The organism is Sulfitobacter sabulilitoris, from assembly GCF_005887615.1.
Lineage (GTDB): Bacteria > Pseudomonadota > Alphaproteobacteria > Rhodobacterales > Rhodobacteraceae > Sulfitobacter_E > Sulfitobacter_E sabulilitoris.
The window spans coordinates 1,272,642-1,284,871 of record NZ_VANS01000001.1; the positions used below are offsets into that span (position 1 = coordinate 1,272,642).

The following is a 12,230-nucleotide window of genomic DNA, read 5'->3' on the forward strand; positions in this document are numbered from 1 at the left end:
CCCTTCTGTGTTCGCTGTCCAGTCGAACGACTTGGGTTCGGCCCGAAAACGCTTCCCAACCGTGCCGTCGAAATGCTTAGATCACTGTGGCTAGAAGTGCGGGTAGTATTCAATGTTCGGGTTCCTGAAAAAGAAGACAGAGAACCCGTTGCGAGAAATACTCAACGGCGGCAACGCTGACTACGCGAACTTCGTCAAAGAACTCTTTGATGGTTTGGACAACGCGACCAAAGCGCATGTGCTTGTTGCGTATCAAAACCTAATTCCGATTGTCGGCGCAATGCACAACGTCGCAAAGCAGCAGGGTTCGGCGTTCTCGATAGATGACTTCATCATTGAATGCGCTGAAAAGCAGGCTGCCGCTAAAGATGAGATCAACACGCGTCGGTTCGCTTGGTTCATGTGGGCGGCGATGGTTTATCGACTTGTCACAATGTCCAGTAGAGACGTCGGTTTGAGGGACACGCTTGCCGAAGTTTGGTGCGACATTGCAAGGTGCGCGCCTTTCCTTAAAGCATTGCTGCCCGACAACAAAGCATTGCTGCCCGACAACGTGGTCTGGAAGCCCGATGAAAAGGTTTGGTTTGACCTGATGATAAATGACCCAAAGCCGGGAATGGTTGCTTGGGCTATCAACCACGGCGGGCCGAAAGTGATTTGGAAGTCTAGTGCTATCAAAAAGCTTGCCGACGAATTTGGGCTTTTCTACTTTGAAGGCGCTGAGACAATGGGGCCAGTTTCGTATATCCCGCCGCGTCCTGCGCCTGACGAATGAAAAAAACCCCGGCTGCGTCGTTGGGCGCGAACCGTGGCCAGTTGCCCTTGGCACTTAAGGGAACTTGCGTCAGGCGGTGACGGCGTAAGTGCTGCGGCAAACTTCAAGGGTGCGGGCACGATCCGACGCGGTGACGGTGTAGAGCGGCACGGCAAGCAAGGCGGTTTCGGACAGGTCTACGGCCAAGCCTTCGGCGGCTAGGGCTGCGTTGATCGTGGTGGCCGGGCTGGCAATGCCCACAGCCAAGCCCCCCGGCACGTCCCATCGGCTTTCCGGCACATGGTGCAGGACGTGGTGCAGCCGTTCGGAGACCGCTGGCAGAGCTTCACAGGACCAGCCTAGGCGCTGACCTTATGTGACGACGGGCAGAGGTGGGCCGCCTCTTGCCTCACAGATCGCCCATGGCGTTCGGTAAAGATGTTTTCGGGGTATCGACCCCGTCCATCCATCGCAATGCGCACACCGGCGTCGGGCATCGTGGCGATCCTGGATGCGCCGGTAAACCGGCTGCCTTGAGCCGTGTCGATGATTTCAGGCGCGCCATGTGTGGCGAGCGCATCGTTCAGCGCCCCGACGCAGACGCCCGCATGCTTCTTATTTGACAGCCGCAAGCTGGGCACCTTACGCGGTGCGCAATCGATGATTGCCATCCGAGAACACTTCCGCCATCTCGTCGATAGCCTGCCCATTCCACGACCTGATCTGGTGCGGGTGAAGCCGGTGCAACGCCGCGACCTCCGGCACGGTCGTGTCGCCGCGCGATGCGTCCAATGCTTCGTTGGCCCTAGACTGATGTGCAGAGGTCCGGCGCATTGCCACATTCGCATCCCGCCAAAGGTTTGGGATACACCTGGGCAGGCTGTCCGTTCTTCTGGGGTCACGTCGCGCGCTTGTGGCACCACTCCACCTCAAGCAAAGGCGGGTGCCTGGTTTTGCCACAGGGCTTGGGCGGCGATGGTGCGAACACTTCGCCCCACAGTTCATTTTGTTCCGAGCAGCCGTGACTTTTCCAAAGTCGCTGCGACGGCTGGGGACCTTGATCTTGGAGGCTGTCCGCAAATCGTGCCGGTCCGCTGACAAATCATTGGCTGCGATTGCACCAATCTGACTTTCGCAATCGACCCGACATCGCATATTGATGCCGAATTTCGTGTCGGCTTAGAATAATCTTGTTGGAATGACCAAATTGGCGCAAGGAGACACCAAGCATGATTGCCTACGTCACAGTCGGTGCCGATGACATCGCGCGCGCAAAACGGTTCTATTCCGCGTTCCTGCCAGCACTTGGTTACGACCTTGACGAGGGGCCCGCGGGACTGAGTTACGCATTGCCCGTAAAATCCGGTCAGTCTCCGGTTCTGCCCGACTTCTACGTCAAACCGCCCTTCGATGGGCGCCCCGCGTCGGCTGGCAACGGATCCATGGTCGCATTCGAGGCGCGCACGCAAAAGCAGGTTCGTGGCCTTCACGCCGCCGCGCTCTCGGCAGGCGGTTCCGACGAGGGCCAGCCGGGCTTTCGTGCCTCCTACGGACCTCAATTCTATGTTGGGTATCTTCTCGATCCTCAAGGCAACAAGATCGCACTTTTCTCTAGCGATCCGAACGAACCGGGACGAGACGGATAGCGCGGGCGGCAATAGCCATGCGCCGCATCGCGATAAATCGGTGCACAGGGCCCGCCGCAGATTTGCAGCGCCGCGGCACGCGGCGCGCAAGTTCACCTTCTGGATAAGATGGCGGCCCCTGGCGACGCGCGTGGCGGCATGGCCCGGTTCGGCAGATCGACGAAGGGCCGGACCCGCGCGCGCACTCCATTGCGGGTCTCCCTTCGATCGGCCACATCGGCTTCAGGCCAGCCTGGATACGGTCGCCGGATCCGGGAATGGCGCGACGCGGACGTCGGCGGCATCGCGCAACTCGGGGCGAAAGAACGTCTGGCGCGCGCGGCCTGCATGTTTGGAGGCATAAAGCGCGATATCCGCATCGGCGAGAATCTGGTCCGCGTCCGGTTCCTCATAGGTGTGCGACAGCACCGTGCCGATGCTTCCCGCGATGACGCAGGTCTGATCCCGATACGCGATCGGCTGTTGCAGGCGGTCGATGATGCGGCGGCCAATGCGCTCCACCGTCGCCCGGTCTTGGATTGCTTCCAGCAAGATCACGAATTCATCCCCCCCCACCCGCGCGACGGTATCGTGTCCGCGTGTTTCCTCGACCATGATCCGCGCCACGGTTTGCAGCACGTGATCCCCCGCCGCGTGGCCCAAGGTGTCATTCACCGCCTTGAAGAAATCCAGATCGATCTGCATGAGAGCGAATTGCGCGCGCGATGCGATCAGCCCTGACAACACGTGATTCACCGCGCGCCGGTTCTTGACCCCGGTCAGCGTGTCGGTGAACGCCTGCTCTTCTGCCGCCACCCTGGCGATCTGCAGCCTTTTGTTCAGGTTGCGCGACGCCTCCATCGCGGCGGATTTCGCTTCGACCAGATACAGCATTTCGATGGTCAGATCCGTGGCGGCGAAATCCGCGGCACTCAAGGCATAATCGCGCACACCGTCGAGAATGGAGATCCCGAAGGACAGGTTCACGATGGTCTGCGCCCTGCCGGGGCCGGGCACCAGCACCCCCTTGAGTTCGGTCTGCGGGGAATCACGAAAGTTCACGTGCAACTTTGCGCCAGCGACGGCGCAAAGCTCGGCCACCGATCCGATGGCGCGGGGGCGCTTAACCGCGAAGATGTCCAGAAACCCGCGATCGACCAGCGCCTGCTCAGGCCTCAATTTCCTGAGGGTCGGCCCGACGTGCACAACCCGCCCGGCGTCCGACAGGACCAGATGCATCGGGCACAGAACGTCCAGCATGTCGAAAGAAGTGGGCTCCATCATCCTGCACGCACTCCCAGGCTGAATTCACGGCCCTCGGCGAACTCCGCTTCCAACAGCGATACCGCCAGTTTTTCGACGCCCGCGTCATGGCCGATGAATTCCAGAAACACCAGCGCGCCATAGTCATCCGCCATCGCCCGCAAAACCCCCATCATCACACTGCCGTAGCCCGGCACCGTATCGAAGCACGTGACCGTGAACTGGTTCGCGCTCTGCTCGTGCACTTCGGTGCGGGGCAGGTGCAAATCGGACACCGCCAGCCGCGCACGATCGGGCAAATCGTCAAGCGATTGAAGAAACTCCTCGTAACTGTCACCGCTGAAGCGCATCAATCGCCGCAGGGCTTCGGTCTTCGGATGTGACACTAGGTAGGCGCCGATGTCCTCCAGCACTTCCTTGGCGGGGCGTGACAAGACCTCGGCGACGGCGGTGACCGTCTTGATCGTGATGGCGTCATCATAGCTCAGCATCGCTTCGAAATGGCTGTCCTCAAGCCTGGCGCGCCGAACGACCTCAAGCCATTTCTCCTCGCCGTAGCTGTCACAAACGAAACCCTCGACCGCGCGGTTTACCAACCCATGCATACCTGTTCACTCCCAAACCCCCGGTGGGAACCATGCACCCGCAGCAGTTAATAATGTCTCAATGACCGCCGGAAATCCCTGCCGCGCGGCGGGTCAGAAATCGGTCGGCGCGCCACCTTGCGCCTTGCGGCGGGCCACGAAATCGGCCAGCTCCTCGCGGATCGCCGGGTCCATCGGCGGCTCCTCGAATTGGGCGACGATATCCTTGAACATCAGATGCGCCCGCTCCGGCGTCCAAAGACCGCCCGCAACCGCCCATCCCTCGTAGTTCTTCCAGTCCGACAGGAACGGTTGGTAGAACGCGGTGGTATAGCGGTCCTGCGTGTGCTCGATGCCAAAGAAGTGGCCCGAGTTGCCCACCGACCTGATCGCATCCAGCGCGATTTCGTCGGGACCCGTGGCCGTTATGACCGGATCCATGTAGCGTTGGATCTGTTGCAGGACTTCGCAATCCATGATGAACTTCTCGGGGCTCGCGATCAATCCGCCCTCAAGCCATCCGGCCGCGTGATACACCATGTTCGTGCCCGACTGCACAGCCGCCCAAAGGCTGTTTGACGTCTCCCACATCGCCTGACCGTCCGGCACGTTCGCCGCACAGACGCCAGACGACCGCAACGGCAGCTTGTAATGGCGCGCCAGCTGCCCGGTCATCTGCGTGGCGCGCATGTATTCGGGCGTGCCGAACGCAGGCGCGCCCGATTTCATGTCGACATTCGACGTGAAGGTTCCGATGGCACAGGGGCAGCCCGGATTGATGATCTGCGCCAGGACCACCGCACAGAGGGCTTCCGCCAGCGACTGCGCCACCGCGCCCGCCATCGTCACCGGCGCCATCGCCCCCGCCAGCGTGAACGGCGTCACCACCAGCCCCTGCCCCCGCCGCGCCAGCCGCATCCAGCCGTCCAGCATCGGAATGTCGTGTTTCAACGGCGAGGTGGAGTTGATGTTGGTGTACATGCGCGGCGTCGCCTCGAATTCCTCGTGGCTCAGACCGCCCGCGATGCGCACCATCTCCATCACGTCCTCGACGCGCTCCTTTCCAAGGCTGTAGGCGTGCATCACCTTGTCGGTCAGCGTCAGCTTGTCATACAGCACGTCCAGATGCCGCACCGAGGCATGCACATCCACCGGCTCCACCGGATAGCCGCCCGCGAAATGGATACAGTTGAAATACTGCGTGAGCTTGAGAAGGTCGCGGCACATATCGCGGGTGCCGGGAACCTTGGTGCCCAGGTTCATGTCCCAGTAATTCGGGGGCGACGACACGTTGCCGAACACCAGGTTCTTGCCGCCGATGGTGATCTTGCGCTCCGGGTTGCGCGGCGTCAGCGTGAAGGTCTCGGGCGCATGAGCGATCCACTCCATCACGAAGTCGCGGCCCATGCGGACGTTGGTGCCGTTCACCGTGCACCCCGCGCGGCGCAGGATCCCGGCGGCCTCGGCGTTCAGGAACTCGATGCCGATCTCTTCCAGAATCCGCATCGCGCCATCATGGATGGCCTCCACGCCTTCGGGGGTCAAAGGCTCGGTCGGGCGGTCGATGTTGACCGGCGGGTTCCACGGCATCTGCTCGATCACTGACGTGCCGCGCCGGATCTGTGCACCCGCCCGCCCGCCGCTGCGTGATTTGCGTCTCGCACTCTGTGTCATCGCCGGTCCCTCCGTCTGCGGGGATGTACCCCGCCACCAGAAGGCCTCAGCCCCGCGTGCGCAGCCGTCCCGTTCGCGACCGGAAATGTCGTTTTCTCCATCAGTCGTTCATCGTGACGGGCCAAGCCGGCAGCGGCCTGGCCGTCGGGCGGATCAGCCCTGCGCGGCCAGCCAGTCGGGCAGATGACCGATGTCGTCCAGCACCGCATCGGCCAGCGGCGCCAGATCGGCGCGCGTGGCCAGTCCGGTCAGCACGGCCACAGGGGTCATCCCCGCGGCGCGCCCGGCCACCAGATCGTGACGGCTGTCGCCAACCATGACCACATCGCGCGCGGCCAGCCCCGTGGCGGCGGCAAAGGCATGCATCTGGCCCGGCTGCGGTTTGCCGCCGTGGCCGCTGTCGAACCCGGCAATGAAGTCGAACAGATCGGTGATGCCCGCGGAGTTCAGATGCGCCCGCGCGGGCGCCTCGGCGTCGTTCGTCGCAACCCCGAGCCGCAGCCCGCGCGCGCGCAGCCCCTCGAGAAACGGGCGCAGCGGGACCGTCTCGGCCTGCGGTGCGGCCTCCGCCTCGGCGTTCAGCACATCCAGAAGCGCCTCGTATCCCAGTCCGGGCAGATGCGGCAGCAAGGCTTCGGCGACCTCTCCGGCGGTCCCTGCGATCACGATGCTGTCATGCGAAAACCGTTGCGCGGCCAGGTCAAAGCCGATCTGCGCGCCGATCTGTTGCGCGCGGGCGCGATCCTGCCCCGTAATCCGCAGCAGGAATGCCCCGGCCCAGGCCTCCCAGGTGGCGGCGAAATCGAACAATGTGCCGTCCTTGTCGAACAACACACCCCGGTAGCGGCTCATGTCCAGTTCACCTGCGCGCCGCCCGGCAAGGCCTGCCGCGCCTCCATCAGACGCTCGTAGGGCAAGGCATGGGCGTCGCAGAACGCCATCACCCATGCGTCATCCATCATCAGGAAATCCAGCACCGCCCCCAGGAACACCGGATCCGACGCGCTGGCCCGAAGGTCGGCCTCGGAAGCGCCCGAAGCTCCCAGAAAGACCGGCAACAGGTCATCATTGGCCGCCAGCCAGGCCAAAGCCTGCAAGGCGACGGTCTCGGCGTGATCTTGCGTATAGCTCATGCGCCCTCGATTTTAAGAAAGATCGAAACCCTTTGTTAACCAATCGGGCGCAATTGTCGATGACCGACCGAACGTGCGGGTCGGCGGATCAATGTTGGAAAGGATAAGGACACGTGCAAGGCAAGATCCTTATCGTGGATGCGATATCCACCAACCGAATCATCCTCAAGGTCAAGCTGGCGGCCTCCTATTGCGACATCCTGCAGGCAGCCAGCCTGTCCGATGCGCTTGCGGCCGCCCGAACCCACGCCCCCGACCTGATCATCTGCGCCATGACCCTGCCCGACGGCGATGCCGCCAGCTTCTGCACCGCGCTGCGCAGCGATGCCGCGACCCGCGCGATCCCGGTTCTGGCGCTGGGACGCACCTCAACTCCGAAGGCGCGGCTTGCCCTGCTCGAAGCGGGCGGTCAGGACGTCATGATGCATCCATTCGACGACGCGCTGCTGCTGGCGCGCGTGCGCAGCCTGATCCGGGCGTTCGGCGCGGTGGCCGAATGGCAAATGCGCGATGACACGTCACACGCGCTCGGCTTTGCCGACAACAAGACGGATTTCGTGCCCTCCGGTCATACCGCGCTCATCTGCTCCGACGCGGCGCGCGCCCAGGTCTGGCAGGCGCGCCTCAAGCCGTTGCTGGGGTCGTCGCTGCGTCACGCACCGCCCGAATTGGCGCTGCGTGATCTGGCGCCCGCACAGACGCCGGATGTCTTTGTGCTCTGCATCGGCACCCACGAGAGCGACAGCGCCACGGTCCTGCATCTGCTGGCCGCGATCCGCGCCAACGCCGGCACCCGCCACGCCGGGATCCTCGTGGTTCAGTCGGGGGGCAATCCGCGGCTGGGCGCCGATGCGCTCGATCTCGGTGCCGACGATCTGATGACCACCGGCTTCAACGCCGCCGAACTCGCGTTGCGCGTGACCGCCCTGATGGGGCGCAAGCGGATCGCGGATCGGTTGCGCGCCACGCTGCGCACCGGGTTGCAGGCGGCGGTCTGCGACCCGCTGACCGGGCTGCACAATCGCCGCTATGCCATGCCGCACCTCACACGGATGGCCGAACACGCCGTCGGGACCGGCCGGTCCTTTGCTGTCATGCTGGCGGACATGGATCATTTCAAACGGATCAATGACGACTTCGGCCATGCCTCGGGCGATGCCGTCCTGATCGAAGCCGCGCACCGCCTGCGCAGCAGTCTCCGGTCGGTGGACCTTCTGGCCCGCATCGGCGGAGAGGAGTTTCTGATCGTGATGCCCGCCACACCGCTTGCAGATGCCCGCCGCGCGGCCCTGCGGCTGTGTCAGGCCATATCCGACAGGCCCTTCGACGTGCCCGGCAGCGCGACGCCCATTCCCGTCACCATCAGCATCGGCCTTGCCCTAGGCGGCACCGCCACGAGCGGTGCGGCAAACGCCGAGGCGCTGCTGGATGCCGCTGACAAGGCGCTCTACGGTGCAAAGATGCAGGGACGCAATCAGGTCACACTCAGCCGACCGGCGGCGTGACGTGGCATGACATCGCGCGGCCGGATGCCGCCGCGAAGGTGGGTCATCTGGTTGGTCGCATTGACAGTCGCGTGACCCCGCGCCACGCAGATCGCACCCGCGCGGCAGGGTCAAGTCACCGCAACGCGCCGGGCGCGATACCTGCCGCGGCACGCGCGATCCGGACAAATCCAGGCGGCGCAGGCGACCCCAGCGACAGGCGCTGCGACCGGGCCGGTCAATTCCTTCTCTCCAGCGCGCCAAAGCCGATCCGCGCGCCATGATCGCCGCCACGGGCCAGCGCGGCCCCCGCGCCCATGCCCATCGCGGCACGATGACGGCGGCCAGGACATCGAAATGTGTCATACGGCTCGCTCCTGCTGTGATGTCATTCGCCGCCGACTCGTCATAGGGGCGCAAAGATCATCAAATGGCGCACACCGGCGGTTCCGTCGAAAAAACGCAGGGCCGAATAAACCTGCCAGGCCAGACCCCTGCGACCGCGCAACGCGACATCCCGCCGCAAGGACATTGCGTCACCTTTCTATTGGGGTCAAAACGGCCCATCTAGAGACATCGCGCAAACACAAGGCCATCTCATGTTCGACAGCTCACGGTCCGATAGCCAGCACCACGCCGACACGCCCCCAGACGAGCGGACGCGCAGCACCAAGCGCGCCTTGTGGCTGGGATGGCGGCGCAAGTGCCCGAACTGCGGCAGCGGCCCGCTGCTGAAAAGCTACCTCAAGGTCCATGACACCTGTGCCGTCTGCCGGCAGGAACTGTGGCACCACCGCGCCGATGACGGCCCCGCCTACCTGACAATCCTGCTGGTCGGTCACCTGATGGCGCCGTTGTTGCATTTCACCTTCGTGACATGGCGGCCCGAACCTTTGACGCTGTTCACGATCTTTGCGGTTGGATGTGTCGGCTTGTCGCTTTACCTTCTGCCAAGACTGAAGGGGGCCATCGTCGGTCTCCAGTGGGCGCGGCAGATGGGAGGCTTTGGCACCCCCGACTGACGCCGCGCCCGTCCCAGACAGCGCGAAAGGCCGCAGGCTATGACCAGACCGACCGAGGTAGACAAAAGCGCCGTGCGCAATGCCGCGACCGTCATCGTGCTGCGTGACCGCTATGACACCCCCCGCATCCTGATGGGTCAGCGCGGCGCAAAGGCGGCGTTCATGCCCAACAAGTTCGTCTTTCCCGGCGGCGCGGTCGATGCGGGCGATGCGCAGGTTCCGCTGGCCGCCCCCCTCAGCGATCTGTGCGCGACGCGGCTGACCGAAGATGCCGATCCGGCCTTGGCCCATGCCATCGCCGTCGCCGCCATTCGCGAGCTCTGGGAGGAAACGGGCCTTGTTCTTGGCACGCCCGGCGCATGGACCGGCGACGTTCCGGCCGATTGGACCACCTTCGCCGGCACCGATCACCTGCCCAACGCCGCCCCCCTGCAATTCGTCTTTCGCGCGCTGACCCCACCGGGCCGCCCACGCCGCTTCGACGCTCGGTTTTTCCTTGTCGACGCCGACGATCTGTCCAGCGACCCCGATGATTTCTCCGCGGCCTCGGACGAGTTGTCGCATCTGCAATGGGTCGCGCTCAGCGATGCGCGCTCCTTTGACATGCCCTTCATCACCGAGGTGGTGATGAGCGAGGTCCAGGCCCGCGCGCGCGACACCGCTCCGCCCGACAGCGTGCCCTATTTCAAGAACAATGACGAAGAAAGCCTGTTCAAGCGCCTGCGCGGCCGGCCGATGGGCGGCTGAGCCGTCAGATCACCAGCACGAGCATGATGATCGACGCGCCGATGAACGCCATGCCCGCCCATTCGCGCCACGCGATCCGTTCGCGGAAAAACAGTGTGCTGGCCATCACGCTCAGGATCAGTTCGGCCTGCCCGACGGCTTTGACGTAGGCCGCGTTTTGCAGCGTGAAGGCGGTAAACCAGCACATCGACCCGCCCATCGACATCAGCCCGATTTAGGCCGCCACACGCCGCGCGCGCCACACCGCCCGCAACTGCCCCGCTTCGCGCAGCCGCAGCCACAGCGCCATGCACAGCATCTGCATCGACGTCACGGCGGCCAGCGTGACACCGGCGCGCAACAGCGGATCCTGCGACGCGATTTCCAGCGAGGCACCGCGGTAGCACACGCCTGAAATCGCGAACAACACGCCCGAGCCAAGCCCAAGCGCTACCGCCCGGTTGCCCATCTGTCGCCAATGCCAACGCACCTCGCCCGGTGGCGCGGACAACAGCAGCACCCCCATCAGGCCCAGCGCCACCGCGCCGAACCCCAACAGCGTCACACCCTCGCCCAGCACGATCCAGCCCACCAGCACGGTCTGCATCACTTCGGTTTTCTTCAGCGTGATCCCCACCGCGAAATTTCGGCTTTTGAACAGCAGCACGACACAGACTGTGGCCAGGATCTGCGCCAGCCCGCCCATCGCGCCAAAACCCCAGAACGCAGTGCTCAGGCCCGGCAGCGGCGTGCCCGATTGCGCCAGGTAGATCGCCAACAGAACCACCACCAGGGGCGCGGAATAGAAAAACCGCGAAAACGTGGCCCCCGCCGCCGACAGCGTGACCGCCGCCAGATGCTTTTGCAGCATGAAGCGCAGCGTCTGGAACGTGGCGGCGGCCAGCGTGACGAGGATCCACAGATCTGGAAGGGCGGTGTTCATACCCCCCGTGATGGTCCAGTTTTACCGACGCGGCCAGAGCGGATGCGCCACCGGGTCCTTGGTCCGCCAGAAGTGTGTCGCAAAAACCTGCGCGTAGGACCGGTAAAGATAGCCATCGTTGCGCCGCAGGTAATGCGACCGGCGCGCGCGGTACAGCGCGGGCAAACGATACCAGGCGACCTTTGGGTGCATGTGATGCACCACGTGCAGGTTGTTGTTCAGAAACAGGAACGCCAGCGGCCCGCGATCTTCGACGATGACCGTGCGGCCGCGCGCCTGCGCATGGGCGCGGTGTTCCAGAAAGGTGCGGATGCGCAAAATCGACAGCGCGGCATAGATCGCCGCCGCATAGGCCCAAAGCGGCATTGCCGCCTGCCAGACAACGGCCAGCACCCCGACCACGCCCGGCAGGTGCCACAGCCACCCGCGCAGCACCGCGCGGTCGCCCCGGCGACCGGCGGTGATGTCATCCGACACGAACCGCCATTGCGACAGGACCGGCCCCAGCACCATACGCCCCGCCAGCGTGTTGTTGGCCTGCAGGATCACGCGTCGCCAATGCGGCAATCGGGCCCAGACATCCGGGTCGAGGTAATTGCTTTCGGGATCGTCATAGGGGTCGGTCAGCGCCGCATCGCGGTGATGCGCCAGATGCAGATCGCGAAACCGCAGGTACGGAACGACCAGTCCCGGCTGCACGATCCCCAGCGCGGTGTTCGCCCGCCGCGATCGAAATGGATGGTCATGCAAAATCTCGTGGCTGAGCGACGCATGCAGGACCAGGGCCACGGCGACCACGGCAATTCCCAACGGCAGCGACACCGCGCTGAACCACTCAAGCCCCGCGGCCCAGAGCACACCGTTGCCGACAAATAGCGCCAGAGTGGGAATTTCCCAACTCGCCGGCAGCGCAAGCGGCACCCGGCGGCGGACAGGCAGTGGCGCCGACGGATCGGGCAGCAGGGTCATGGCGGTAGGTACTTCTTTTTTAATGATTTTCCCGAGGATAGGCCAAAATCTGT

At 64.0% G+C, this 12,230-nt stretch carries 13 protein-coding genes and 1 pseudogene; 5 read left to right on the forward strand and 9 right to left on the reverse strand.

What is annotated here, in order from left to right; translation table 11 throughout:
* Positions 1-112 precede the first annotated feature (112 nt).
* Positions 113-775: a hypothetical protein gene (locus FDT80_RS06060; RefSeq protein WP_138661300.1), complete on the forward strand. Its 663-nt coding sequence runs from the start codon at positions 113-115 to the stop codon at positions 773-775.
* A gap of 69 nt (positions 776-844) precedes the next feature.
* On the opposite strand, the gene FDT80_RS18845 is transcribed toward FDT80_RS06060, so the two are convergent.
* Together FDT80_RS18845 and FDT80_RS06065 are read right to left on the reverse strand one after the other, a co-directional pair.
* Entirely contained in the window at positions 845-1,015 is a 171-nt protein-coding gene (locus FDT80_RS18845; protein ID WP_170311795.1) for a hypothetical protein, read from the reverse strand.
* Positions 1,016-1,113: 98 nt separating this feature from the next.
* Positions 1,114-1,425: a hypothetical protein gene (locus FDT80_RS06065; protein WP_138661301.1), complete on the reverse strand. Its 312-nt coding sequence runs from the start codon at positions 1,423-1,425 to the stop codon at positions 1,114-1,116.
* Positions 1,426-1,983: 558 nt separating this feature from the next.
* Here FDT80_RS06065 and FDT80_RS06070 point away from each other — a divergent pair.
* Complete coding sequence (locus tag FDT80_RS06070; RefSeq protein ID WP_138661302.1) at positions 1,984-2,400, forward strand: VOC family protein; 417 nt, start codon at positions 1,984-1,986, stop codon at positions 2,398-2,400.
* A 222-nt stretch (positions 2,401-2,622) separates the two neighbouring features.
* Here the strand turns inward: FDT80_RS06070 and FDT80_RS06075 are convergent, their stop codons facing one another.
* The 5 genes from FDT80_RS06075 to FDT80_RS06095 form a co-directional block, all read right to left on the reverse strand.
* Positions 2,623-3,663, reverse strand: coding sequence for a diguanylate cyclase domain-containing protein (locus FDT80_RS06075; RefSeq protein WP_342777639.1), 1,041 nt, complete (start codon positions 3,661-3,663; stop codon positions 2,623-2,625).
* Complete coding sequence (locus FDT80_RS06080) at positions 3,660-4,247, reverse strand: heme NO-binding domain-containing protein (RefSeq protein ID WP_138661303.1); 588 nt, start codon at positions 4,245-4,247, stop codon at positions 3,660-3,662. Before FDT80_RS06080 ends, FDT80_RS06075 begins: the two co-directional genes overlap by 4 nt.
* A 93-nt stretch (positions 4,248-4,340) precedes the next feature.
* Positions 4,341-5,900: a trimethylamine methyltransferase family protein gene (locus tag FDT80_RS06085; protein WP_138661304.1), complete on the reverse strand. Its 1,560-nt coding sequence runs from the start codon at positions 5,898-5,900 to the stop codon at positions 4,341-4,343.
* Positions 5,901-6,053: 153 nt separating this feature from the next.
* Positions 6,054-6,752: an HAD family hydrolase gene (locus FDT80_RS06090; RefSeq protein ID WP_138661305.1), complete on the reverse strand. Its 699-nt coding sequence runs from the start codon at positions 6,750-6,752 to the stop codon at positions 6,054-6,056.
* Entirely contained in the window at positions 6,749-7,033 is a 285-nt protein-coding gene (locus FDT80_RS06095; protein WP_138661306.1) for a DUF3572 domain-containing protein, read from the reverse strand. The genes FDT80_RS06090 and FDT80_RS06095 overlap by 4 nt, the downstream gene beginning before the upstream one ends.
* A 113-nt stretch (positions 7,034-7,146) precedes the next feature.
* On the opposite strand from FDT80_RS06095, the gene FDT80_RS06100 reads away from it, so the two are divergent.
* The 3 genes from FDT80_RS06100 to FDT80_RS06110 all read left to right on the forward strand — a co-directional run bounded on the left by FDT80_RS06100 (position 7,147) and on the right by FDT80_RS06110 (position 10,286).
* Entirely contained in the window at positions 7,147-8,538 is a 1,392-nt protein-coding gene (locus FDT80_RS06100; protein WP_138661307.1) for a diguanylate cyclase, read from the forward strand.
* A 578-nt stretch (positions 8,539-9,116) separates the two neighbouring features.
* On the forward strand, positions 9,117-9,539 hold the full coding sequence (locus tag FDT80_RS06105) for a DUF983 domain-containing protein (RefSeq protein WP_138661308.1): 423 nt from the start codon (positions 9,117-9,119) through the stop codon (positions 9,537-9,539).
* A gap of 39 nt (positions 9,540-9,578) precedes the next feature.
* Complete coding sequence (locus FDT80_RS06110) at positions 9,579-10,286, forward strand: NUDIX hydrolase (RefSeq protein WP_138661309.1); 708 nt, start codon at positions 9,579-9,581, stop codon at positions 10,284-10,286.
* 4 nt (positions 10,287-10,290) lie between these two features.
* Here FDT80_RS06110 and FDT80_RS06115 read toward each other — a convergent pair.
* Together FDT80_RS06115 and FDT80_RS06120 are read right to left on the reverse strand one after the other, a co-directional pair.
* A pseudogene (locus FDT80_RS06115) lies at positions 10,291-11,208 on the reverse strand (EamA family transporter).
* Positions 11,209-11,229: 21 nt separating this feature from the next.
* Positions 11,230-12,177: a fatty acid desaturase gene (locus tag FDT80_RS06120; RefSeq protein ID WP_138661310.1), complete on the reverse strand. Its 948-nt coding sequence runs from the start codon at positions 12,175-12,177 to the stop codon at positions 11,230-11,232.
* Positions 12,178-12,230: the final 53 nt, after the last annotated feature.